General features: G+C 56.9%; 17 protein-coding genes and 1 pseudogene. 16 read left to right on the forward strand and 2 right to left on the reverse strand.

From position 1 onward, the window contains the following. The first annotated feature begins 185 nt into the window (after positions 1-185). The 16 genes and pseudogenes from tssF to ACI77I_RS25830 form a co-directional block, all read left to right on the forward strand. Positions 186-1,973 (forward strand): type VI secretion system baseplate subunit TssF, encoded by a 1,788-nt coding sequence (gene tssF, locus ACI77I_RS25755; protein WP_406998955.1) that lies wholly within the window; start codon positions 186-188, stop codon positions 1,971-1,973. Next, a complete protein-coding gene (gene tssG, locus ACI77I_RS25760; protein ID WP_406998957.1) occupies positions 1,937-2,944 on the forward strand; it encodes a type VI secretion system baseplate subunit TssG in 1,008 nt (335 codons plus the stop codon). The genes tssF and tssG overlap by 37 nt, the downstream gene beginning before the upstream one ends. A gap of 13 nt (positions 2,945-2,957) precedes the next feature. Continuing rightward, entirely contained in the window at positions 2,958-5,570 is a 2,613-nt protein-coding gene (tssH, locus tag ACI77I_RS25765) for a type VI secretion system ATPase TssH (protein WP_406998959.1), read from the forward strand. 10 nt (positions 5,571-5,580) lie between these two features. After that, positions 5,581-7,104 (forward strand): sigma-54 interaction domain-containing protein, encoded by a 1,524-nt coding sequence (locus ACI77I_RS25770; protein ID WP_406998961.1) that lies wholly within the window; start codon positions 5,581-5,583, stop codon positions 7,102-7,104. A gap of 81 nt (positions 7,105-7,185) precedes the next feature. Beyond that, entirely contained in the window at positions 7,186-7,326 is a 141-nt protein-coding gene (locus tag ACI77I_RS25775) for a type VI secretion protein (protein WP_406998963.1), read from the forward strand. Between the two features lie 16 nt (positions 7,327-7,342). Further along, entirely contained in the window at positions 7,343-8,536 is a 1,194-nt protein-coding gene (tagH, locus tag ACI77I_RS25780) for a type VI secretion system-associated FHA domain protein TagH (RefSeq protein WP_406998965.1), read from the forward strand. Positions 8,537-8,541: 5 nt separating this feature from the next. Continuing rightward, positions 8,542-9,042 carry a type VI secretion system lipoprotein TssJ gene (gene tssJ, locus ACI77I_RS25785; protein ID WP_406998967.1) on the forward strand — a complete coding sequence of 167 codons (501 nt, stop codon included), beginning with the start codon at positions 8,542-8,544 and terminating at the stop codon, positions 9,040-9,042. A gap of 2 nt (positions 9,043-9,044) precedes the next feature. Beyond that, entirely contained in the window at positions 9,045-10,376 is a 1,332-nt protein-coding gene (tssK, locus tag ACI77I_RS25790) for a type VI secretion system baseplate subunit TssK (protein ID WP_406998969.1), read from the forward strand. A 5-nt stretch (positions 10,377-10,381) separates the two neighbouring features. Further along, on the forward strand, positions 10,382-11,257 hold the full coding sequence (gene icmH / locus ACI77I_RS25795) for a type IVB secretion system protein IcmH/DotU (protein WP_406998971.1): 876 nt from the start codon (positions 10,382-10,384) through the stop codon (positions 11,255-11,257). A gap of 13 nt (positions 11,258-11,270) precedes the next feature. Continuing rightward, positions 11,271-14,798, forward strand: a complete 3,528-nt coding sequence (gene tssM, locus ACI77I_RS25800) for a type VI secretion system membrane subunit TssM (RefSeq protein WP_406998973.1) — start codon at positions 11,271-11,273, stop codon at positions 14,796-14,798. Then, positions 14,798-15,526, forward strand: coding sequence for a PP2C family protein-serine/threonine phosphatase (locus ACI77I_RS25805; protein WP_406998975.1), 729 nt, complete (start codon positions 14,798-14,800; stop codon positions 15,524-15,526). Before tssM ends, ACI77I_RS25805 begins: the two co-directional genes overlap by 1 nt. Further along, entirely contained in the window at positions 15,523-16,536 is a 1,014-nt protein-coding gene (locus ACI77I_RS25810) for a serine/threonine-protein kinase (RefSeq protein ID WP_406998977.1), read from the forward strand. Before ACI77I_RS25805 ends, ACI77I_RS25810 begins: the two co-directional genes overlap by 4 nt. Before the next feature lie 28 nt (positions 16,537-16,564). Next, positions 16,565-18,607, forward strand: coding sequence for a type VI secretion system tip protein TssI/VgrG (gene tssI / locus ACI77I_RS25815; RefSeq protein ID WP_406998979.1), 2,043 nt, complete (start codon positions 16,565-16,567; stop codon positions 18,605-18,607). 53 nt (positions 18,608-18,660) lie between these two features. Continuing rightward, the gene (locus tag ACI77I_RS25820; protein ID WP_406998981.1) at positions 18,661-21,393 is read left to right on the forward strand and encodes a hypothetical protein; all 2,733 of its coding nucleotides are present in this window, start codon (positions 18,661-18,663) and stop codon (positions 21,391-21,393) included. Further along, positions 21,393-22,280, forward strand: a complete 888-nt coding sequence (locus ACI77I_RS25825) for a hypothetical protein (protein ID WP_406998983.1) — start codon at positions 21,393-21,395, stop codon at positions 22,278-22,280. Before ACI77I_RS25820 ends, ACI77I_RS25825 begins: the two co-directional genes overlap by 1 nt. A 66-nt stretch (positions 22,281-22,346) precedes the next feature. Next, positions 22,347-22,886 (forward strand): annotated as a pseudogene (locus tag ACI77I_RS25830) (contractile injection system protein, VgrG/Pvc8 family); the annotation flags it as partial. A gap of 215 nt (positions 22,887-23,101) precedes the next feature. On the opposite strand, the gene ACI77I_RS25835 reads toward ACI77I_RS25830, so the two are convergent. Both ACI77I_RS25835 and ACI77I_RS25840 read right to left on the reverse strand, forming a co-directional pair. Continuing rightward, complete coding sequence (locus tag ACI77I_RS25835; protein WP_406998985.1) at positions 23,102-24,070, reverse strand: hypothetical protein; 969 nt, start codon at positions 24,068-24,070, stop codon at positions 23,102-23,104. A 234-nt stretch (positions 24,071-24,304) separates the two neighbouring features. Beyond that, on the reverse strand, positions 24,305-24,829 hold a 525-nt coding region (locus ACI77I_RS25840), incomplete at its 5' end, for a hypothetical protein (RefSeq protein ID WP_406998987.1).

Consider the following 24,829-nt stretch of genomic DNA (forward strand, 5'->3'; position numbering starts at 1 on the left):
CTGCGCCGTGGTTGATCGGCAGCCTTATGTTGTTGCTTTTCGGGCAGCTAGATGGATTCGGGTTGATGGTGATGTGGGTAGCGCTTTTACCGTACCTATTCCTCGCCGGCTACGTAGTTTCTAGTCTGACAGTCGTGCACTACAGGACAGTTTTTTTATGAGATTCAATAGCCGGCAGGTACCCCGTGTCTTTTAACCACTACTACCAAAGCGAACTCACCGCACTTCGCCAGTTAGGTCGTCGATTCGCCGAGCGTAGCCCGGCGTTGGCGCCTTTCCTCGGCCAAGCCGGGCGGGATCCGGACGTGGAGCGGTTGCTGGAAGGTTTTGCGTTTCTGACCGGGCGCTTGCGTCAGAAGCTTGATGACGAACTGCCTGAACTCAGCCATTCGTTGATGCAGCTGCTGTGGCCCAATTACATGCGGCCGCTGCCGGCGTTCAGCATTCTGCAGTTCGACCCGTTGAAGCACGCAGGCCCGGCGCTGACGGTCGAGCGCGACACGCCAATTGAAAGCCAGCCGATTAATGACGTGTGTTGCCGTTTCCGTACCTGCTATCCGACGGATGTGCAGGCACTGGACCTGACGGCCCTGAACTACTCGGTAAAAGGTGATGGTTCGCTGTTAAGCCTACGCCTGGAGATGAGCTCAGACGGTCATCTCGGTGAGCTGGCCTTGAGCCGAGTGCGCCTGCATTTTACCGGCGAGCGGTATATCAGCCAGATGCTTTACCTGAGCCTGTTACGTAACTTGGCCGGGGTCGAGTTAGTGCCTCTGGACGCTTCCGGAAAACCAGTCAATGGCGTAAACGGCCAGCCGATGGCGTTCAAGTTACCCGGCGACCGCGTGCAGCCTGTTGGCTTTGCCGAAGATGAAGCGTTGATCCCATACCCGCTCAACACCTTTCGAGGTTATCGCTATCTGCAGGAGTACTTCGCCTTCCAGGACAAGTTTCTCTTCGTCGACGTCAACGGTCTCGACCTGCTCAACGCGTTGCCTGAGGACACCCTCAAGCAGATACGCGGTGTGGAGTTGCGCTTCGACATTCGTAAAAGTGGTGTGCTGCGCATGCGGCCGACCCTGGACAACGTGAAGCTGCATTGCACGCCCATCGTCAATCTGTTCAAGCATGACGCGCTGCCGATTCGTCTCGATGGCAAACAGGACGAGTACCTGCTGTTGCCCTCTGAGCATTGCCTGGAACACTGTGGCGTGTTCTCCGTGGAAAGCGTCACAGGCTGGAAGCCTGGCGGGCTCGGTTATCAGGAATACGTGCCGTTTGAATCCTTTGAGCACGACCCCAGTTTCGACGTGCCCAACAGCCGCCCGCATTACAGCATCCGTCAGCGTTCTTCGATGCTGCACGACGGCCTCGACACCTACTTGAGCTTCGGCATCCGCCACACCGAAGCCCACGAAACCCTGTCGATAGAGCTGATGTGCACGAACCAGAACCTGCCTCGCGAGCTCAAGCTAGGCGACATCAACCAGGCGTGCGATGAGACGCCGGAATTTCTCAGCTTTCGCAACATCACCCCTGCCACGTCGAGCTTTGCGCCGCCGCTGACTCGTGATTTTCTGTGGAAGCTGATTAGCAATATGTCGCTTAACTACCTGTCGCTGGCTGACGTCGACGCCTTGAAGGTGATTCTCGAAACCTACGATTTGCCGCGTTATTACGACCAGCAAGCAGAAAAGGTCAGCAAGCGCCTGCTGGGTGGACTCAAGTCCATCAAACATCACCACGTCGACCGCCTGCACCGCGGCCTGCCGGTACGTGGTTTGCGCACCGAACTGACCATCGATCCGCAGGGCTATATCGGCGAGGGCGACCTGTTCGTGTTCGCCTCTGTTCTTAACGAGTTTTTCGCGCTTTACGCCAGTCTCAATTCGTTTCACGAACTGCGGGTAAAAAGCACACAGGGAGAAGTATACCAATGGACACCCCGCATGGGCCTCCAGCCGCTTCTTTGAGCGCGCTGAGCCGAGGCATACGCGAGTACTCGCTGTTTCAGGCGGTGCTGCTGGTAGTTGATCGGCTGCGCGAGGCGCATCCGTACCTCAGTCAGGATGATTTGTACGACCAGCTGGAATTCCAGGCCAATCCGAGTTTGGGCTTCCCGGGCAGTGACGTTGATCGTGTGGAGTTTTTCCATGAGCGCGGGCAGATGCGCGCGCGCCTGCGCTTCAACCTGATTGGCCTGGTGGGCTCCGGGTCGCCGCTGCCGGCGTTTTATGGCGAGCAGGCATTGGGCGATAGCGAAGACGGCAACCCGACCCGCAACTTCCTGGATCTGTTTCACCACCGCCTGCAACGGCTGATGCTGCCGATCTGGAAGAAGTATCGCTACCGCGCCAGTTTCGAAAGCGGCGCGAGTGATCCGTTTTCTACACAACTGTTTGCCCTGATTGGCTTGGGCGGCGAAGAGATCCGCCGCGCCAAGGAACTGAACTGGAAGCGCTTGTTGCCGTACCTCGGTCTGCTCAGCTTGCGGGCGCACTCGGCGGCGTTGATTGAGGCCGTGCTGCGTTACTACTTCAAGCACGCCGAGTTGACCATTGAGCAGTGCATCGAACGCCGCGTCGAGATCCTCCACGAGCAGCGCAATTGCCTGAGTTTGGCCAACACCGTGCTCGGTGAAAATGTGGTGCTGGGTGACAGCGTGCGAGACCGTAGTGGCAAATTTCGCATCCATATTCGCGAACTGGACTGGCAACGCTTCCACGAATTTCTGCCGATTGGTTTCGGTTACCAGCCGCTGTGTGCGCTTGTGCGATTTACCCTGCGTGACCCGCTTGATTACGACATACGGCTGGTGCTGCGCCACGAAGAAATTCGCGAGTTGCGTATTGGCGAACAAAACGCTTGCCGGCTGGGCTGGACTAGTTGGCTCGGTCACGAACACGCAGACGGTGTCGTCACCCTGGGCAGCAAAATTCATTAAGGATGTGAGCGTTATGAGCAACGTAGATCTGCAGCAACTGATACAGGCGCTGGACGTCGAAACCCGCCGCGATCTGGAGCGCTCAGCGGAGCGTTGTGTTGCCCGCGGCGGCAGCAAGATCCTTGTCGAAGACTTGCTGCTCGGTCTGCTTGAGCGCCCTCAAGGTTTGCTTGCGCGTGCCTTGCAGGATGCAGAAGTGGATGCCGGTGAATTGAGCGCCGCGCTACAGTCGCGCATAGAGCATAGCGCCTCGCGCAATCCGGTGTTTGCCCCGGAACTGGTGCAATGGCTGCAAGACGCCTTGCTGGTAGCCAACCTCGAATTGGGCCAGACCCAGGTCGAACAGGCTGCTCTGATCCTCGCACTGTTGCGTAACCCAATGCGCTACGCCGGCAGTCGCTACCAGTCGTTGCTGGCGAAGTTGAATATCGACCGCCTCAAAGAATTCGCCCTGTCCCAGCAGGAAAAAGCCGCTACCGCTAAAACTGCCGCCCCCGGTGAGTCGCTGCTCGAACGCTTCACCCACAACCTGACCCAGCAGGCCCGCGACGCCAAACTCGACCCTGTGCTGTGCCGCGACGGCGCCATTCGGCAAATGATCGATATCCTTGCCCGGCGCCGAAAGAACAATCCCATTGTAGTGGGCGAAGCCGGGGTGGGGAAAACCGCGATTGTCGAAGGCCTGGCCTCGCGCATCGCAGCGGGTGAAGTGCCGCAGGTATTGAAGGGTGTCGAGCTGCTGTCGCTGGACATGGGGCTGTTGCAGGCCGGGGCCAGCGTCAAAGGCGAGTTCGAGCGCCGTCTTAAAGGCGTGATTGATGAGGTTAAGGCGTCGCCCAAACCGATCATTCTCTTCATTGACGAGGCGCACACGCTGATCGGTGCCGGTAGTAACGCGGGCGGCTCCGACGCTGCCAACCTGCTCAAGCCCGCGCTGGCCCGTGGTGAGTTGCGCACCATCGCTGCCACTACTTGGGCTGAGTATAAAAAGTACTTTGAGAAAGACCCGGCCCTGGCGCGACGCTTCCAACCGGTGCAATTGCATGAACCGACCGTCAATGAGGCGGTGACCATTTTACGCGGCCTTGCACAGGTCTATGAAAAGAGCCACGGCATCTATCTGCGTGACGATGCTGTCGTTGCGTCTGCCGAGCTGTCGGCGCGCTACCTGGCGGGGCGGCAGTTGCCGGACAAGGCCGTTGATGTACTCGACACCGCTTGCGCCCGCGTGCGCATCAGCCTGGCAGCTGCGCCGGAAAGCCTCGAGCGCCTGCGTGGCGAACTGGCCGAAGGTGGCCGTCAACGCCAGGCATTGCGCCGTGATGCTGAAGCCGGTTTGCCGGTGGATCACGAAGCACTGGCGGCGCTGGAGGCGCGTCTGGAAGACGCTGAAGCGCAACGGGCGGCGCTGGAAATCCTCTGGATTGAACAGAAGGAGTTGGCCGAACGTTTGTTGGAACTGCGTCAACAACTGGCGCAAGCGCGGGAAGCCGCCGCGGCGCCTGTCGCCGAAGAAGCTGAAAACAACGTGATCGACACAGTTGAGTCCTTGGAAGCTGCTCTGAACGACACCTACAGCGCCCTGACCGCATTGCAAGTCAAGGAGAGGCTGGTGAGTTTTGAAGTGTGCCCACGCTTGGTCGCAGAAGTGATCAGCGCCTGGACTGGCGTACCGCTGGCGCAACTGGCCCGCGAGCACAACGCGAAGGTCGCCAGCTTCGCCACCGACCTGCGCCTGCGTATTCGCGGCCAGGAACAGGCGGTGCATGCACTGGATCGCTCCATGCGTGCCACCGCCGCCGGTCTGAATAAGCCGGACGCCCCGGTGGGGGTATTTCTGCTGGTGGGTCCCAGCGGTGTCGGCAAGACCGAAACGGCCCTGGCGCTCGCGGATCTGCTGTACGGCGGTGATCGCTTTATTACCACCATCAACATGTCGGAATTCCAGGAGAAACACACCGTGTCGCGCCTTATCGGTGCACCTCCAGGCTACGTCGGTTACGGCGAAGGCGGCATGCTCACCGAAGCCGTGCGTCAGAAACCTTATTCTGTGGTGCTGCTCGATGAAGTCGAAAAGGCCGACCCGGACGTGCTCAACCTGTTCTACCAAATCTTCGACAAAGGTGTGGCTAATGACGGAGAAGGGCGCGAAATCGATTTTCGCAACACGCTGATCCTGATGACATCAAACCTAGGCAGTGATCGTATCAGCGCCCTGTGTGAAAACGGTGAGCGGCCAAGCGCCGAAGTGCTCGAAGAAACCATTCGCCCGGTGCTCAGTAAGCACTTCAAGCCAGCGTTGCTGGCGCGTATGCGCGTAGTGCCGTATTACCCGGTCAGCAGTCCGGTACTGCGCGAGCTGATCGAGATCAAACTTGGTCGGTTGGGCGAGCGCCTTAACCGTCGCCAGCTGGATTTTACCTACTGCCAGAACCTCGTCGATCACCTGGCGCAACGCTGCACCCCAAGCGACAGCGGCGCGCGGCTTATCGACCACTTGCTCGACCTGCACGTGCTGCCGCTGGTTGCCGATCGCTTGCTGGACGCAATGGCCTCGGGCGAAAGCCTCAAGCGTGTCCACGCCACGCTGGACGGCAACGCCAGCGTCACCTGCGAGTTTGCATGAGGTGGGTGTGATGTTTGCTTGCGTGCCACAACCGCTGGTGTATGCCGAAGCGCTGTTGGCCCAGTTCGCCAGCCTGTCACGGGCCTCGGACGGTGCGGCACTGCTGGGTGCTTTCGTGCGCGGCTTGACCGAGCTCAGTGGCTGCGAACTGGCGCAGGTGTATCTGTTGGACGCGACCCACACCCGCCTTGGGATGAATGCCGAGTGCCTGAAGGGCAATCTACAACCCCGTGAATCGCAAAGCCTGCCAGCGGACTACAACGCCGAGCAACTGCTGCAATTCGTGCTGTGTCAGAACCATGTGATTGGCCTTAGTGGGTTGAGCGGCAGCCTGCACGAGACCAGTTTTCTGCCGGGTCAGGTGAAACCGTGGGAATCGCTGCTATGCGTACCCTTGGTTAATCGCCTGGAGGCAGTAGAGGGTGTGCTGTTGTGTGCCAGCCACCAGAATCTCGACCTGCAAGGCTTTGCCGATTCCTTTCGCCAACTTGGTTCGTTCGTCATTGGCCATTTCCACCTGCTGCAACGGTTGCGCAGGCCGAGCACTGAACAGCAGGCGCTGCCGGTCAGTGCGCCCAGCGCCAGCGGCTATGGCTTGATCGGCACTAGTGCGGCCATGCGCCAGGTGTATTCGCTGATCAGTAAGGTCTTACACAGCCCCTACACCGTGATGCTGCGGGGCGAGACGGGTACAGGCAAGGAACTGGTGGCCCGTGCCATTCATGATTGTGGCCCGCGTCGCTCCAAGGGATTTGTCGTGCAGAACTGCGCGGCGCTGCCGGAAAACCTGCTGGAAAGCGAGTTGTTCGGCTACCGCAAAGGTGCGTTTACCGGGGCTGATCGCGACCGGTCCGGCCTGTTTGATGCGGCCAACGGCGGCACACTGTTGCTGGACGAAGTGGGCGACATGCCGCTGTCGTTGCAAGCCAAGCTATTGCGGGTGTTGCAAGAAGGCGAGATTCGCCCGTTGGGCTCCAACGACACCCACAAGGTTGACGTGCGCATCATCGCCGCGACGCACCGCGACCTGTCGGCCCTGGTCAGTGCGGGGAAGTTCCGTGAAGACCTGTATTACCGCTTAGCGCAGTTCCCCATCGAGTTGCCGGCGCTACGCGATCGTGAAGAAGACATCCTGTTGCTGGCTCGACACTTCGCCGACCGGGCGTGCGCATTTTTGCAACGCGATGAGGTGAGCTGGTCCAGCGCGGTGCTTGACCACCTGTCCAGCTACGCCTTTCCCGGCAACGTACGCGAGCTTAAGGGCCTGGTTGAGCGGGCCTTGCTGCTGTGCGAGGGCAACGAATTACTGGTTGAGCATTTCTCCTTGCGTGTGGACGCCTTGCCGCGCAGCAGCAGTTTGAACCTGCGCGAACGGCTTGATCAGGTTGAACGCAGCCTGGTGCTCGATTGCCTGCGCAAGAACGACGGCAACCAAACCAACGCCGCCCGTGAACTCGGCCTGCCACGCCGCACGTTTATCTACCGCCTTGGGCGCCTGAATATCAACGTGGGCAGTGCCGATGGCCAGGCCTGAGCTGCTCGAATTCAACGTGTTTTCCGTTAACCGTGCCACCCACAAGGTCGGTGCCCTTTGCTGTTCCCTGGAGACCCTCTTATGTCTGTTCGTCACTGGCAAGCCGTGCTGCTGACCCTCGCTGTTCTATGTGGCTTGGGTGGCTGCAGCGGCAACTTTAAATTTAACGACGCTGCTTACCGCCCCCTGGGTGATCCGCAAGCGATCAATCGCGGCAAGTGAGCGAAGGAGTATCACCATGGAATTGGTTTTCGAAATGCTCAACACCAAGCAGTTCGTGCCCCCTGAGCTTTGCCAGAAGACCTTCAAGCAGGCCGGCGGCGTCATTGGCCGGGGCAATGACTGTGACTGGGTCATCTCCGACCGTAAGCGTCATCTGTCCAGCCACCACGCGCTGGTCAGTTATCGGAATGGCGCTTTTTTTCTTACCGATACCAGCAGCAACGGAATTCAGCTCAGCGCCAGCGGTGCACGCCTGAGAAAAGGTGAAGCGGTGCGCATCGAGCATGGCAGCTTGTACGCATTAGGCGACTTTGAGATTCGTGCACGTCTGATCCGCGATCCGGCCATGTTCGATGGGGAAACTGGGCGTCCACAAGCCTCAGGCAGCATCATCCCTGACGATGCGTTTCTCGACCTGGACCCGCTGAACGCGCTGGATCAGCAAGAGCGTGTGTATTCTGAAATCGAAGAGCTGATCTCACCCAGCACCGTGATTCAGGATGCCCGCCAGCGCGCCGACTATGCGCGTATCGATATGGAAAGCCTGATGGTGCCGGAGTTGGTGGAGCCCCCGGTGGTCCCTGAACCTGCGCCGGTAAAAGTTGTCGAGCGCCAGGCCGATGGTTTCTGGGAACAGTTCAGTACCGCCCTAGGCGTCGACCTCAAGGACCTGGACCACGATGGCAAAGAAGCTTTGGCTTTGAACGCCGCGCGCTTGCTCAAGCAGAGCATCAGTGGCCTGCAACAAAGTCTGCGCACTCGCAGCGAACTGAAAAACGAGCTGCGGCTGGCCCAGACACTCACACAGGGCACGCACAAGAACCCATTGAAGTTCGCCGTCGACGCCGGTGAAGTCCTGCGCATTCTGTTGCAACCGAGCAAACCGGGTCAGATGCCGGCCGAGCAGGCCATCTCGCGCGCCTTCCGGGACTTGCAGGCCCACCAGGTCGCACTGCTGACCGCCAGCCGCGCCGCCGTTCGCGGCACCCTGGAGCATTTCTCGCCCCAGCAACTGACCTTGCGCTTCGAGCGCGATAACAAACCCTTGTTCGCAACCGCCGGCAGCCGCTGGAGAGCGTTCGGACGCTACCACCAGGCACTGCGTCAGGACGATGACTGGAGCGAGCGCCTGTTGGCCCGGGATTTTGCCCAGGCTTACGAAGAGCAAATCCGCCTGATTTCTACCCTCAACGCCGACTATCAAGGATGAAGTGCATGTATCGCCGTTCGACTGTTTGTTTCAAGACGCTGACTGCACTGGCCGCCCTGGTGCTGGTGGCCGGATGCTCGTCGTTGTCGCCGTACTCGCACATCACCAAGCTTAATCTGAAGTTGACTGCCAGTGATCAGTTGAATCCGGACCTCAACGGGCGCCCATCGCCGATTGTCGTGCGCTTGTTCGAACTCAAGCACCCTGTGTCGTTCGAGAACGCCGACTTTTTCAGCCTGTATGAGCGCGCCAAAGAAACGCTGGCACCGGACATGGTTGCCAGCGAAGAAATGGAACTACGCCCAGGGGAATCCGTGGAACTCAAACTCAGCGTTCAGGAGGGCAGTCGCTATGTGGGCGTACTCGCCGCTTACCGTGACCTGAAAGACACCCAGTGGCGCTACACCCTGCAAGTGGCCCCGCTGGACGCGACCGACGTCGATCTGACCCTGGACCAGAGCGGCATCCGCAACACCCATGCAACCCTCGCCAAGGCAGCTGACTGACCATGAATACCCATAAAGTCATTTGGCAGGAAGGCATGTTGCTGCGCCCGCAGCACTTCCAGCATAACGATCGCTACTACGACCACCAGATGAAGACGCGCACTCAATTACTGGGCGGCTACACCTGGGGTTTTCTCAACCTGGAAATCGACTTGCAGTTCCTCAACATGGGCAAAGTGGTGATCAGTCAGGCTTCGGGAATTCTGCCCGACGGCAGTCTGTTCGAGCTGGGCGGCAACACCGAACCGCTGGCACTCGATGTGCCGCCGAACACCGGCCATACACCGATCTATCTGGCGTTGCCGCTGGTTACGGGCAATCACATCGAGGCGCGTCGTGCGGAGCAATCCGACGTATTGGCACGCTACACCGCCTACGACGCCGAGATCACCGACTCCAATGCCGGTGATGATTCCGCCAGCCAGGTCAGTTGCGCACGTCCTGATTTCAAGCTGCTGCTGGGTGAACAACAAAGCGACCAGGCCTACGTGAAGCTGAAGATTTGTGAAGTGCTCGACACCACGCCAGACGGTTTGATCACCCTCGATCCTGACTACGTGCCGACCTATATCCAAACCCATGCCTCCAGCTACCTGCTGTCGTGCCTCAAAGAGGTGGTCAGCATGCTCGGCCATCGCGGTGACACCATCGCTGAACGGATTCGTTCCAACGGTAAGGTCGGTGGCGCCGAAGTCGGCGACTTCATGATGCTGCAGTTGATCAACCGCACCGAACTCTTGCTACGGCACGACCTGGGGTTGGAGCAGGTGCATCCCGAAGCCTTGTACCGAACATTGTTGACGATGCTAGGTGATCTCTCGACCTTTTCCAGCGACACCAAGCGCCCACGCCTCGACAGCCGCTACCAACACAGCGACCAGGGCGCGAGTTTCCGCAAACTGATGGACGCCATACGCCAGGTGCTCTCGATGGTGCTGGAGCAGCATTCGATCGAGTTGATCCTACAGACACGTCAGTACGGCATCATCGTGTCGCCGTTGCACGATCACAAACTGTTGGGTTCGGCGTCGTTCGTATTGGCTGCCAGCGCCAACTGCGACTCCGAAGAATTGCGCCAACGCTTACCGGCGCACCTGAAGGTCGGCCCAGTGGAGCGCATCCGCCAACTGGTCAACCTGCATTTGCCTGGCATTAAGGTCAAACCCTTGCCGGTGGCGCCACGACAGATTGCGTTTCACGCGAATAAAACCTACTTCATTCTCGAACTCAGTTCTGATGACCTGGCGCAACTGGAGCGCTCTGGCGGCTTCGCGTTCCATGTCTCCGGTGAGTTCGCCGAGCTTAAGCTGAATTTCTGGGCCATCAGGAACTGACCGACATGATCAAGGATATGGAACACCATCAGGACGATAAAACCGTACTGTTCGACCGTCAGGGCCATGGCTCGGATTCGCGACCACTGACTGACTTTACTGCGCCGCCGCGTTTTGAGCAGTTGGAAGAACGCATGATCTACGCCGCGCGTCTGCGTCCGGCCGAAGCGTTTAACGTCAGCCTCAATGCGTTGGTGGCCGCCGCTAGCGAGTTGCTCTCGGAAGTAGTGCGCCTCAAGCACAGCGACACCAGTGAAGACTTTTATGAACTCAATGAACGGCTGACGCGCGGTCTGAAAGACTTCGAAGCGCGCGCTTTGCACAATGGCGTTGAAAGCAGCCTGGTCATGGGGGCGCGTTACGTCTTGTGCTCGGTGATTGATGAAGCAGTAGTCACCACACCGTGGGGCGATGAAAGCGAGTGGTCGCAGATGAGCCTGCTCAGCAGCCTCCATAACGAGACCTTTGGCGGTGAGAAGTTCTTCCAGTTGCTGGATCGTCTGTCGAAAAACCCACTCAAGCATTTGCCTATGCTTGAGCTGATGTACCTGTGCCTCGCCTTGGGTTTTGAGGGCAAATACCGCGTTCAAACCCGTGGTGTGCTGGAGTTGGAAGGCATCCGCGATGCCTTGTACCGCCAGATCCGCCAATTGCGCGGGGATGTTCCACGCGAGTTATCGCCGCATTGGGAAGGCTTGAGTGATCAGCGGCGCCACATGGTGCGCATCGTGCCCGGGTGGATGGTAGTGCTGTTCACGGTGGTCTGCCTGGTGGTGATGTATTCCGGTTTTGCCTGGGTGCTGAGCGAACAGCGCGACACGGTTTTGCAACCTTACCAGCCGATTGACCCCGCCGCGGCCATGCCGCTGTTGCAGCCGTAAACAGGGACGTGTGATGAAAAGGTTTTTCAAGAAGGTCGGCGCATTTTTGTGCAAGCCCTGGGTCTGGACCCTGCTCGTAGTGCTCTCTGTCGCGCTTCTGGTGTGGTTTGCCGGCCCGTTGTTGGCGGTCGATGATTACAAGTTCTGGGAAGGTGCGACCGCGCGTTTGCTGACCATCAGCGTGCTGTTCCTTATCTGGGGGCTGACAATGGTGTTTGTCAGCTGGCGCGCCGGGTTACGTAAGAAAGCCGTCGAGGACAGCGAAGACGGTCAGGATCGTATCCGCCGCGAAGAGCAGGTGGACGAGGAACATAAAGAATTAAAAGCGCGTTTCAAGGACGCCCTGAAAACCCTAAAGAGCTCCAGCCTCTACCGTGGCCGCAGCGAGCGCTGGCGCAGCGATCTGCCCTGGTACTTGTTGATCGGTCCGCAGGGCAGCGGTAAAACCAGCCTGTTGGATTTTTCCGGGTTGGAGTTTCCGATCAACAAGATCGACCGCAAACTTACCCGCGACACGCTCGGTACCCAGCATTGCGACTGGTATTTTGCTGACCATGGTGTGTTGATCGACACCGCCGGCCGCTACCTGACCCAGCCCGATGTTGAAGTCGACGCCAGCGCATGGAACATCCTGCTAGACCTGCTGCGCAAACGCCGCCGTAACCATCCATTGAATGGTGTGCTGGTGACTATTCCAGTGGAAACCCTGCTGTGCCCCGACGAGAAAGACCTCGACACCCTGGCCCGCCAGGTGCGTGCGCGCTTGCAGGACGTGCATCAAAAACTCCACGTCGACGTGCCGGTGTATCTGGTACTGAGCAAGGCCGATCGCCTGCTGGGTTTTGATGAGTTCTTCGACCAACTGACCCGCGAAGAAAGTGATCAAGTGTTGGGGGCCAGCTTTCGCAAAGAGCAGAGCGGCACCGACGTGGCCGTACTGCGCACTGAGTTTGAAGCGTTGCTGCATCGGCTCAACAGTCAAGTGATCATGCGCATGCACCGGGAGCGCGATACACAGCGCCGTGGTCGTATCCTCGATTTCCCCCACCAGTTTGGGCAGGTTGGCGAGCGCCTATGCTTGTTCGTTGACCTGGCGTTCACCGGTAATCGCTACCAGCGTGTCACTCAACTGCGCGGTTTCTATCTGACCAGCGCGCCGCACTTGATTGAGGACATGGACGCAACCACGGCGGGCATCGACGCTAGCCTGGGTATGAATACCGGTGTGTTGCCAACCCTGCGCAGTGGCCGTTCACGCTTTATTCATCACCTGCTCAGCCAGGTTATTTTCCCCGAAGCTGATCTGGCAGGCCTGGATCAACGCGAACGTAGTCGCATTCACTGGGGCCAACGTGCCCTGTATGTGGGCGCACTGGCGGCACTGGCACTGTTCGGCGTGCTTTGGGCCGGTGGCTTCTCCGCCAACTACGAGCGGTTAGAGAGCCTGCGCAACCTCGCGCAAAACTGGACGCAACAACGCTCGGCCCTGACTGCACGGGATGATTCGATGGCGACGCTCAAGGTCCTCGACAGCAGCTATGCCGCCACCCAGGTCTTCCCAAAAAAGGGCGACGTGGGCTATCACGAGCGCGGAGGTCTGTATCAAGGTGAAGACGTTAATCCGGTGGTCAAGACTGCCTATGAACGTGAGCTTGAAGGACAGCTATTCCCACGGGTCGCGACCCTGTTGGAAGGGCAGATCCGCGCCAACATGAAAGACCGCGATCGCCTGCTTAACAGCTTGCGTGCATATCTGATGTTGAACATGAAGGACCGCCGCGATGCGCCGTGGCTCAAGGAATGGGTCGCCACCGAGTGGTCCCAGCGTTATACCGGCAATACGGCGGTGCAGAATGATTTGAACGCGCACTTCGAGCGCCTGCTCGCATTGCCGTTTATCTACCCGATCAATGACCAGTTGGTGGCGCAGGCGCGCCAGGTGCTACGTAGCGAGTCGCTGGCAACTGTGGTGTATCGCATGCTGCGTGAGCAGGCGCGCAATGTGCCCGAATACCGCTTGAGCCAACACCTTGGGCCGCAAGGCGCGCTGTTTGTAGGCACCGACTATGTGATCCCAGGGTTCTACACCCAGCAGGGCTATCAGCAGTATTTCTCTGTGCAGGGTTCCATGTTGGTCACCGAAATTCTGCGGGACAACTGGGTGTTGGGTGAAGGCTCGGGCATCAGCGGTATGGACCTGCACCGCCTTATGGTTGAACTGGAGCAATTGTACTTTCGTGACTATGCCAACTATTGGAGCGAGGCTGTGGGCAGCGTGGCATTGCCGCCGATCAACGACTTCGCTGAAGGCGCCGAACAGCTGGCGGGCTTAACGTCGGCCAACTCGCCGATCCTGCAATTGTTGGTCGAAGTACGTGAAAACACCCGTTTCCCGGTAGTCGCCGACGACGCGGACGATGCGGCCAGCACCGCCAGTAAGCTGGCGGAGAAGGGCGGTAAGGCCGGTAAGCTGGCGGCGGCGGTAGCGGACAAAGCCGCCGGTGCCTTGGCAAAAAAACTACCGGACACGGCGAAGAAATCCCTACAACGGCGATTTGAGCCTTTGCATCGTCTACTTGATGACAACAACGGTCCGGCGTCTGACCTGACCTCAGCACTGAATGCCCTCAACGACCTGCAACTGCAGATGGCCAGTCTGGCCCGTGCCAGCGCACCGGAGCAGGCGGCGTATGAAATGGCCAAAACGCGCATGGGCGGACAACGCGATGCATTGAGCAACTTGCGCAACGCATCCGGGCGCTTGCCACGGCCGGTGAGCGTATGGTTCAGCGTATTAGCGGAAGACAGCTGGCGCTTGGTGCTGGGCGATGCCTATCGGTATCTCAACCAGCGCTATCAGAACGAGCTGTACAGCTTTTACGGTAAGGCGATCAGCCAGCGTTATCCGTTCAACGCCCACAGCTCCAGCGACGTGGCAATCAGTGACTTTCGCGAGTTCTTCAAGGCCCAGGGCATTGCTGATCGCTTCTTCGACAGCTACATGCGGCCCTTCGTCAGCGGCGATCCGGGCAACTACCGCATGCGCAGTGTTGACGGCCACAGCTTGCCGGTCTCCAAGGTGTATTTGGACCAGATGGCCGCCGCCCAGGTTATCCGCCAGAGCTTCTTCGCCGATAACCCGGCGGAGCCGCAGGTGCAGTTCAAGCTTGAGCCATACACGTTGGACCCGGCGGTCAGTCGTTCCGAGTTCAAGTTTGGCGACAAGACCATCGAGTACCGCCATGGCCCTATCGTGCCAATGTCATTCAAATGGCCGACCGATGCTGAAGACGGTCGTACCAGTCTGGTCCTCGACAAGATGGTCGGCCGCCCGATTGGTATCGAGAAAAATACAGGGCCTTGGTCGCTGTTCCGCCTGTTTGATTTGATGCAGACCGAATACCTCACCGGACGCGACGTGCTGGTGCTCAAGGCAGATGTGGGTGGCCTGCGCGCTAACTATCTGCTGACCAGCCAGCGCACGCCAAACCCGTTCGACATGGGCGTGTTGCGCACCTTCCGCATGCCGGTGCAGCTCTGATGCAGGCCGCTAACCGTTGGCGCAGCGCGGCGCGTACCGATACCGGCAAGGTACGGTCGCGCAACGAGGACGCCTTCCTCGACTGCCCTGAGCAAGGACTGTGGGTGGTTGCGGACGGCATGGGCGGTCATCAGGGCGGTGATATCGCCAGCCAGCTGATTGTCGCCAGCCTTGCTGAGTTGCCGGTTCAGGCTGACTTCGATGCGCGCCTTACCGATATTCGCCAGTGCCTGCATTGGCTCAACCGCCGGTTGGGCCAGGAGTTGACCGTCACTGCCGGGCGCCACGACAGCATCATGGGTAGCACCGTGGTGACATTGATGGCGCAGGGCTCGCGCGCCGCGTGTATATGGGCCGGCGACAGCCGCTGCTATTTGTGGCGCGGCCAGCGCCTGTACCAGTTGTCCAAAGATCACTCGTTTCAGCAACAGCTGATGGACGAACAGAACGTCAGTGCGGAGCAGGCGAAGGCCCATCCATCCGCCCATGCGCTCACCCGTGCAGTGGGCGCTGCGGAGCAACTGACCCTGGATGTACTGGAGCTCGAGGTGTATCCCGGCGATGTGTTTTTGCTGTGCAGCGATGGCCTGTATCAAGGGCTGACCAGCGACGCGCTGGGCAGCGCCTTGAGTCTAACCGCGCCGCATGTTGCGTTGGGACGTCTGTTCGATGGCGCGCTGCGCGGCGCGGCACGCGACAACCTGACCGCCGTGGTGATTCGCCAATGACTGAACTCATGCACTCCGTCGACGATCTGCTAGTGGGCGAAGAACAAGACAGAAACCTGACCTATTTTGCGTTCGCCAAGCCTCAAAACGCCAAGCCGCATAACGACGTCGTCGCACTGGCCCCGACCAAGGCCAGCATCGGTGCATTGCCCGAGCTGCTGGCGGGTCGCTACCGCATCGAGCGCCTGCTCGGCGCCGGAGGCATGGGCGCGGTCTACCGCGCACGGGATCTGTTGATCGAGCAGTTTGGCGATCCCGATTCCTACATCGCGCTGAAAATCCTCAGTGAAGAATTCTCCGAGACCCCCGATGCCAGCGCGTTGCTCTACAGCGAGTTCGCCCTGACGCGGCGCTTGCGCCACGACAACATCCTACGCTTGCACAGCTTTGAAGTAGACACCGAATGCCAGCGTGCCTTCATCACCATGGAACTCATGCGTGGGCTGACCCTGGACAAGCTGTTATGCGAACGCCCTTTGGGCCTTCCCTGGCACGAATTGCGCAAAATCGTACTACCGTTGCTCGACGCCTTGGCCTACACCCACGCACGCGGCGTCGTGCACGGCGACATAAAGCCCAGCAACGTGATGGTCAGCGAGGAGGGCGTGCGCCTGTTCGACTTTGGCCTCGGCCAAGCTCAGGAAGGGTTGCTGCATGGCCTACCCCAACTGAGCCGCGAACGCTTCAACGCCTGGACACCTGGCTACGCCGCACCGGAAACGCTGGAAGGCCAAACACTGGCAGCCAGCGCAGACCTCTATGGGGTGGCCTGCGTAATCCACGAACTAGCAGGGGGCAAACATCCCTTTCGCCGCCTGCCGTCGAACCAAGCCCGCGACGAACAGCTTGAGCGCGAACTGCAAGCGCCTTTGAACTTACCTAAACACTGCTGGCCGGCCTTGAGGTCTGCGCTGGCGTTCGAGGCAGTGGATCGAACGATCACCGCTGCACAATTACGTGATGCCTTGAGCACACCGTCCTGGCTGCAGCGCTTGCGCGCATGGGCGTAATGGATGACTAAGCAACAGGGAGCCGAGCATGTTTAACCCGTCTAACGAAACGCACTTCAGCCTGACCATCGACGACTTTGCGGGTGACCTGCAAGTGCTGTCGTTTACCGGTATCGAAGGCATCAGCCAACCCTACCGCTTCGACCTCGAACTGGTCAGCGAAAACCCGGACATCGATCTAGAAAAACTCCTGCACAAGCAGGCATTCCTCGCTTTTGACCCGCAGGGCAGTGGCGTGCATGGCCAGATCTACCGCGTCGCCCAAGGTGACGCCGGCAAGCGCCTGAGCCGCTACACCGTCTCCTTGGTGCCGCAACTGCAATACCTGCATCACCGCACCAATCAGCGCATTTACCAGCAGATGTCGGCGCTTAAGATCATCGCTTTGATCCTTGAAGAGCACGGCATCCAAAGCAACGCCTACAGTTTCCAGTTAGGCCGGCCGTGCCCGGATCGCGACTATTGCGTGCAATACGATGAAACCGACCTGCACTTTATCCAGCGCCTGTGTGAAGAGGAGGGCGTGCACTACCACTTCCAGCACAGTGCCGGCGGCCATGTGCTGGTGTTTGGTGACGACCAGACCGTATTTCCCAAACTCGGCCAGCCCACCGCTTACGTACAAGGGAGCGGCATGGTCGCTGACGAACCGGTGATCAAAGGCTTCAACGTTCGCCTGGCCACGCGCACCGGCCGCGTCACTCGTCGCGATTACGACTTCGAAAAGCCCAACCTGCAACTCGAAGCCGCCTACAAACCCGCAGGCAATGAAACGGGCCTGGACCTGGAAGACTACGACTACCCAGGCCGCTTCGTCACGCGCGCGCGAGGAAAAATCCTCAGCCAACGCGCCGTCGAACGCCATCGCGCGGACTATCAACAAGCGGAAGGCTGGGGCGACCAGACCACGCTGATCAGTGGCCACTTTCTTGAACTCTCCGGCCATCCGCGCAAAGCGTGGAACGACCTGTGGCTGCTGACCCAACTCTCCCACGAAGGCAAACAGCCGCAAGTGTTAGAAGAGTCAGTGACCAGCGACACCACCGCCAACAAGGATGATTTTCACCAGGGTTATCGCAACCGCTTTATTGCCACCCCGTGGGACGTGTTCTACCGCCCGGCACTGGAGCACCCTAAACCGCGTGTGCTCGGCAGCCAGACCGCTGTGGTCACTGGCCCCAAAGGTGAAGAAATCCACTGCGATCAATACGGCCGTGTGAAGGTGCAATTTCACTGGGACCGTGAAGGCCAGGGCGACGACAAAACCAGCTGCTGGCTACGTGTCTCCAGCGGCTGGTCAGGCGACCGCTACGGCGGCATCGCTATTCCGCGTGTTGGCATGGAAGTGCTAGTGACCTTCCTTGAGGGAGATCCCGACCAACCGCTGATCAGCGGGTGTCTGTATCACAAGGAAAACCAGGTTCCGTACCCGCTGCCGGCGAACAAAACCCGCACGGTGTTCAAAACCCTGAGTTCACCCGGAGGCGGCGGGTTCAACGAGCTGCGCATCGAAGACAAAAAAGGTGCGGAACAGATCTTCCTACATGCGCAGCGTGACTGGGATGAAAACATCGAGCACGACCAAAAAATTCGCGTGGGTAATGAGCGGCACGACACCGTTGAGAAGAACGCCTACACAGAGCTGAAGGCTGAAGAACATCGCACCACACACGCGGATCGCAAAGTTGAAGTGCGCATGGACGACCACCTGACCATCGCGCAAAACCAGCATGTGAGGGTGGGGACGGCGCAATTGGTGAGCGCGGGGAACGAGATTCACCTGAAGGCTGGGGAGAAGATTGTTATCGAAGCGGGGATGGAACTCACGATTAAAGCGGGGGGTAGTTTTATCAAGCTGGATGCGGGTGGCATTACGGTGCTAGGACCGGTGGTGAAGGTGAATGCGGGTGGATCGGCGGGGAGTGGGAGAGGGATTGGGATTAAAGCGCCGGGGCTACCGGGGGCTGCGGATAGGGATAAAGCGGGGAGTTTGATGGCGCAGGCGTTGGCGAATGAGTTGCAGGAAAAAATCAAGAGCAAGCCTAAGCGAATGCTGAATTTCTCCGGTTAAGAAGCACCAACGGCACGCAATGCCTCCAGCGATCAGAATTCAGGGAATGGGCAATGACTGAGACAGCAAGCAAAGTAGAAAAGTGGGCATATCCGTTGAAAGTCGACGGGGCGCAGGCAACTGACCCTCAGCAGTACTATGCGGCCTTAGCTAAGGCCAAGAACGGTTACTACCCGTTGGGGGCCAACGGGCTTTGGCACGGCGGCGTTCACTTCGATGAAAGCACGGGGTTGGTGGCGGATCTGACGGAAGTCCAATGCATTGCCGACGGTGAGGTGGTGGCGTATCGGATTGATGAGACCTATCCGAAATCCGATTACGGTTCGACTCAAGCGGTCTACTCCACCGGATTTGTATTGATCAAGCACCGCCTTGAGGTGCCGACCCCTCCAGCCCGGGCACCAGCGGCGGGTGCTCAACCTGCTGTTGCAGCACCTGCGCCTAGCTTGACGTTTTTCAGCCTGTATATGCACTTATTGGATTGGGAGGGGTACAGCGCAAATCCGTCGCTAGCACGGCCGCCATTTTGGAGTGGTGGTTCATGGCAGGTCAAAGCTACCGCCGATGACAAAATACTCGGCTTAAGGGTTAGGCAAGACCGCAGGGGCAAGCCAGGTTACACCACCGTGTTGAGCGTGTTGCCCCGAGGCACCCTTGTCGAGACGGGTGAAGAGGAAAATGGTTGGCTCAAAGTTGTAAGCATCACCCCTGCTGACCCTAACGTTCCCGCGGGAAGTGGCTGGGTGTTCAAACGAGAAATGACAGCCAGTGCAACGCCCAATAGCTATGTCATCGGCACTGATGCCAAAGATGAAATGAATCCTCCTCGCAAAGGCTTGGCGGTGCATGCGGCGGCTAACCAGACGAGTGCTACAACGGCCATCCTACCGGCCGGAACCGAAGTGCAAATTGGCAATGATGGAGCGCGGGGCAAGTATCAGAAACTACTGGAAATCGTCAGTGGCAACGCCGTCCCGGAGCTGACCGCGTCCAACGGCATACTTGGCTATATCTGGGAAGGTTTGCTGGAAACGAAAAGTGAGCCAGCAGCGAAGAACACCGTGCATTTGTTGGAGCGGCCGTTTCCTGTGAAAGCGGGGAGCGTGATTGGTCATGTGGGGAAGTATCAGAATCACGATGATGCGGCGCCTAAGAATTTGCTGCATCTGGAGGTGTTCAGTTGTGAGGATGTAAAGGCGTTTACGGAGTTGAGCAAATCCAAAGCAAGGGCTCTTCCCGGTAGCGGAAAGACATTGGTAAAGATCCCCAAAGACACGCCTTTGATCACTCATGTGGAGGGCATGAGCGCAGAAAATCCACCGAAGGTTAGCGATCCGTTCAAAAAGGTCGGGTATGAGTTCGTGATTCCCGTAGGTACGTTGGAGGCATTGCCCGCTGAAAAGAAAATCAAGGTTGCGGTGGTGATGGGCGGCGTCACGACTTACACCTATTGGTGGCGTATAGACGGGTTGTTAGGGGATGCGGAGGGTAATGGGATTGACGGTTGGTTTGCGGAGCCAGATACGGCGTTGTCCCGGCACTCTCCGTTCGAATGGGATGGCTTTAATCTAATTACAGAGACTGTTAGTAATGTGGAACATTTAGCAGCGTCGCTCCACGCGCAAGAGCACTTGACGGACGATGAGCGAGCGACGTTTCTTCCGCAAGTAAGTGAATCGGTGGGCGGGCCGGTAAATGAGTGCTTGTATGCAACTTTGGATATGAATGGGGATAAAAAAATTTCGTCGTATGAAATAATGGGTGCTTTAAGGAAGCCATGGTTTTCACAACAGATTTCTAAGGTGGTCACAAAGTATGAAAACGAGTGGTGTTTCAGGGCGGACAAGTGGGATGCACTCGATGAGCTTATGCAGCATGCCGATGCAGAACCAAATAAGCCGTGGCAACAAGAAAAACTGAGAATCAAGAATCTCAGTTGGTGGGACAACCTAATCGGTGAGCAAGGAGTGACTAGCGATGCTCAAGTTTGGCATCTTCATCCAATTGAGCTAGTCGGGAGCTTTGCAGTAAAACGCGGACGTCAATTGATCACACTTGCGATGTTGAAGAAGGCGAGGCCTGGTATCGCAGATGCTTATTGTGAAACGATACTGCCAATTCTGAATAAGTACGCAATACTGTACAGTATCGATACCCCTCTCAGGGTGGCCCATTTGTTGGCGCAAGTCGGCCATGAGAGTGGGTTCAAAGTGCTTGAAGAAAATTTAAGCTATTCCGCAGTACGTATGCGGACTATATTTGGCTGTCGCCGAAATCAGGCTGGGTATAATACTGCGACTGATGAGTGCATTGTGTTGCCAAGGCTTCGATCAAAACTGTGGAGCGAAGCCAGTAAGTATGCAAATAATGCGGTGAGTCTAGGCAGTTATGTATACGCAGATCGTAATGGCAATGGAGATGAAGCGAGTCAGGAAGGTTATAAGTTCCGAGGGCGCGGTATCATTCAGTTAACCGGCAAAAGTAATTATGCAAAATACACACGTATCCATAACGAAAAAGATCCGTTGGACCAAAAAGACTTTGTTGCTAACCCAGATTTGATTGTCAGCGATGTGAACTATGGAATAGAGTCGGCATTCGTCTGGTGGGATATGAGTAATATGAATGCGGTGATTACGAACTCGTATGCAACTCGAACCGAAAGTAATATCTCGCAGCATGTTGCAGACATTTCAACGAAAGTAAATGGCGGCACGATTGGGCTGGCCGAGAGGGTCACGTTGTTCAACGATCTTCGCAGTATGATAGAGAGGGAACTAAATTGATGAATAAGCTAATGATAGCTGCATTGATGATGTGGTCAATGTGCGCAGGTGCGGAAAGTAAAACTTATGATCTCAGTCCGGCTTTCAGTGGTGCACTCAAGGCAGAGTTTACAGAAGAGGTTGGTAATGGCCGCGAAACGATTTCGGGTGCTTTGATTGATAAAGGCGGTAAGAAAATTATACTTCCTGATACATGCGAACCTGAAGGCGGGAATGCAGAGCTAAAAGATTCTTTCGTAGTCACCGCCAAAAGAAACTATTTCTTATTCATCTGCGCTTGGCCTGTCCAGCATTCAGGCCTCGGTCTCAACGGTACCCAGTATGAAGCATTTTTATACGGGGGCGAAAACTTAGGTGCGCTTAAGAAAAACGTCATGTTTTCTCAAGCCCTTTCTAGCTATGAGGGAAGCCTGGAGGAGGGAGGGCATAGCTACGCATGGTATTTGCCACGCAAAATCGCTAGCGAAAAAGTACTTGAGCTTGAATTGGGCAGGTCGACGGACTCGTTAGGCTTGGCTCATCAAATAGTGTTGGCTCGCCTGAAGGACGAGGATTATGAAGGTGTCAAGGCATACTTGGACGCTGATAGATTTGGGCAGCTGAGTAGAGAATTTCCTATTGGAAAGTCAAATGTCGTGATTTATAACGATTTTGGCTATGCACTCGGGCAAGCTGGTGAAAATTATTTGGCTTATAAAATTCTTAAGTTTGTTGAACTTGTTTCTCCTGATAGAGTGGTTCTAAAGCTGAATATTGCAGATGTTTTGTGGGTGTCTGATAAAGATGCATCGAAAATTTACTATAAGAAATATGTTGAGTCCATGCGTCAGGCTGGAAAGGAGAAATTGATTCCCAAAGTCGTGCTTGATCGAATAAGTATGATCTGAAGTACAACATGGGGACGTATTTATTTAATAAACGTAAATGGGCGTCCTCTTGTTTGTCCCGCTTTGCCTTGCCTCGACCGCGACTATTGCGTGCAATACGATGAAACCGACCTGCACTTTATCCAGCGCCTGTGTGAAGAGGAGGGCGTGCACTACCACTTCCAGCACAGTGCCGGCGGCCATGTGCTGGTGTTTGGTGACGACCAGACCGTATTTCCCAAACTCGGCCAGCCCACCGCTTACGTACAAGGGAGCGGCATGGTCGCTGACGAACCGGTGATCAAAGGCTTCAACGTTCGCCTGGCCACGCGCACCGGCCGCGTCACTCGTCGCGATTACGACTTCGAAAAGCCCAACCTGCAACTCGAAGCCGCCTACAAACCCGCAGGCAATGAAACGGGCCTGGACCTGGAAGACTACGACTACCCGGGCCGCTTCCTCACCCGCGCGCGCGGCAAGTTGCTCAGCCAACGCGCCGTCGAACGCCATCGTGCGGACTATCAGCAGGCAGAAGGCTAGGGCGACCATAGCACCTTAACCAGTGGCCACTTTCTTGACCTCTCAGACCACCACTCGCACGGATTGGACGACCTGTGGGTATTGAGTTAAACAAAGCCAGAGTTCATCCTGTCCATTTGCGATCTTGCATAAAAGCGTCGTTTGTCAAGTGTATATAGAGAGCAAACGTAGATGTTCGATTTCCTAGTTAAAATACCCTAGGTAGGCTCGGCTTCAAACGCTCACTCTGTCTAGGACGATTGAGGATTGCTTCACGCTATGATGAGAATTTCAAAGCTGCCGTCAAGCTGCAAAACGTGAGTTCACCATGAGGTACCACTCTTTGACGCCCACTCACGCCGACGCTTCTCACGCATCGCTTTGATCAGCGAGACCGTACCCACGAGTAATATGACCGCCATAAAAAGAAAGTCGATTTTGTACAGCTGAAAGTCATTCAATGGGCCGATCATTATTACCCGAATAGCCCCAACACTGACCAGCGTCGCGAGAAAGTCAATGCCCGGTTCGTCGCGATAAAATACATGCATTAACGGCAGACCAACTACTAGCAGCAACAACAGGACGATGACTTTGAACGAGCTTTTTCGCTCGATACTAAATGCACACTCATTGACCCCATAGAGTTTGTAATCGTTCTCGCGTAGCTGGGATTGTTTCTCGTTAATGTATCCCGCACGGTTGTACTGTTGAGTCGGTGTAAAGGTATTCGACATCTCCATGACGGTGGTGATGTGCTTGAAATATAAGTCGATGCGATCAGTGCCCTTGAGGAAATACAACACCGGTTTGTAGCCATAGCGGTAAGTGTCAAACGGAAAGTCTGTGGCTCTCCCCTGCACGCTGATAGGTCGGGGTTCGAGTTCGGCGTAGACACTTTTGTTTAGAGCTAGCAGGTTGCGACTCAACGGCTGGATTTTAACCTGTTCAAGGAAAGTCGGTGTAACGCCGTAGGACCACTGCAAGGGCTCCAGCCGCAGACGCAATTCGTTACGGCCGAGGTCGTAGCGATTGAAAGTACGTTCGGAAACCTCCACCGCGCCACTGACCATAAACACGCCATGCATGTTGTTAGTGATGCGCAGCGTAAGTAGATCCTTGCCAAGCGCTGTGGCGTTGCTGGACGGCGGCGTGCCACACCATGTCGTACTTTTCTGGGTGTCGCCCAGCATTCCATCGCTGTTGTCCTCGAACACATAAACCAAACAGGCCCACAGGGACAGCATCAGCGCCAGTGCCATCATTCCTAAAATCTTTTTGCCCGCACTCAAACCAGACTCCGTAGTTCACTGCAATCCTTATAGGGTGCGAACTATACCGAAGATCCATAACGACCCCAAGCAAATAAACAAGTCTAATTGTAATGGCGGTCGTTTCTTGTGGCGCCCGTCAGGGACGATAAATGAACCACGACCAAGAAAAAGAGAAATCGTGCAAGTGGCTATGATGGGTGAAGATTATGCAACCACGAAAAAATAAAGGCACGGAAGTCCCGTGCCTTTATGTCAATTGATTCCGATGGGCTTGTCATTCTTATCGTAGCAAATCGGATGTTCGCAGTACCCGCGAGCATTGAGCACTTCTAATTCGTACACGGTCGGCAGGTATTGCTTGAGCTGCGCCTTGAGCACTTGCTTGCCATTGATGGTGCACTCATCGTCTGCGCGTGGGTTACACCAGGCTTCTTTTACTTCGATGGCTTTTGTGGGCTTTGTCATGATCGTTTTTTCGACTTGAGGCGTTTCATCGACTGACGAGCCACTCGCTGTCTCTGCATCCAATGAGTAGGCGGAAATCGAATCTTTCACACTCTCTTGGCTAATGCCATGGTCAAGTAAAAACTCTTGCAGAGCTATACGGGCCTGAGCATAGGTCACTTCCTTGCCTTGTTTGGTGGGGCCGCCATCCTTGCGATAGGCGATCAGGTAGCCATCTTCACTTTCATACAGGTAATAGTAAATGGACAGGCTAAAGCTGAGGTCTTGGCCGTACATTCCATAGACCCCTGAGCCATTCGACGCTCGACAAGT

It is taken from the genome of Pseudomonas sp. D47 (genome assembly GCF_045447305.1).
Lineage (GTDB): Bacteria > Pseudomonadota > Gammaproteobacteria > Pseudomonadales > Pseudomonadaceae > Aquipseudomonas.

Excerpts from the sequence above, each read along its gene's own strand:
- ACI77I_RS25770 (WP_406998961.1), top strand. The coding sequence starts at position 5,581 with ATGTTTGCTTGCGTGCCACAACCGCTGGTGTATGCCGAAGCGCTGTTG.
- tssG (WP_406998957.1), top strand. The coding sequence starts at position 1,937 with ATGGACACCCCGCATGGGCCTCCAGCCGCTTCTTTGAGCGCGCTGAGC.
- tssK (WP_406998969.1), top strand. The coding sequence starts at position 9,045 with ATGAATACCCATAAAGTCATTTGGCAGGAAGGCATGTTGCTGCGCCCG.
- tssI (WP_406998979.1), top strand. The coding sequence starts at position 16,565 with ATGTTTAACCCGTCTAACGAAACGCACTTCAGCCTGACCATCGACGAC.
- ACI77I_RS25810 (WP_406998977.1), top strand. The coding sequence starts at position 15,523 with ATGACTGAACTCATGCACTCCGTCGACGATCTGCTAGTGGGCGAAGAA.
- ACI77I_RS25825 (WP_406998983.1), top strand. The coding sequence starts at position 21,393 with ATGAATAAGCTAATGATAGCTGCATTGATGATGTGGTCAATGTGCGCA.
- tssH (WP_406998959.1), top strand. The coding sequence starts at position 2,958 with ATGAGCAACGTAGATCTGCAGCAACTGATACAGGCGCTGGACGTCGAA.
- icmH (WP_406998971.1), top strand. The coding sequence starts at position 10,382 with ATGATCAAGGATATGGAACACCATCAGGACGATAAAACCGTACTGTTC.
- tssJ (WP_406998967.1), top strand. The coding sequence starts at position 8,542 with ATGTATCGCCGTTCGACTGTTTGTTTCAAGACGCTGACTGCACTGGCC.
- tssM (WP_406998973.1), top strand. The coding sequence starts at position 11,271 with ATGAAAAGGTTTTTCAAGAAGGTCGGCGCATTTTTGTGCAAGCCCTGG.
- ACI77I_RS25820 (WP_406998981.1), top strand. The coding sequence starts at position 18,661 with ATGACTGAGACAGCAAGCAAAGTAGAAAAGTGGGCATATCCGTTGAAA.
- ACI77I_RS25805 (WP_406998975.1), top strand. The coding sequence starts at position 14,798 with ATGCAGGCCGCTAACCGTTGGCGCAGCGCGGCGCGTACCGATACCGGC.
- tagH (WP_406998965.1), top strand. The coding sequence starts at position 7,343 with ATGGAATTGGTTTTCGAAATGCTCAACACCAAGCAGTTCGTGCCCCCT.
- ACI77I_RS25775 (WP_406998963.1), top strand. The coding sequence starts at position 7,186 with ATGTCTGTTCGTCACTGGCAAGCCGTGCTGCTGACCCTCGCTGTTCTA.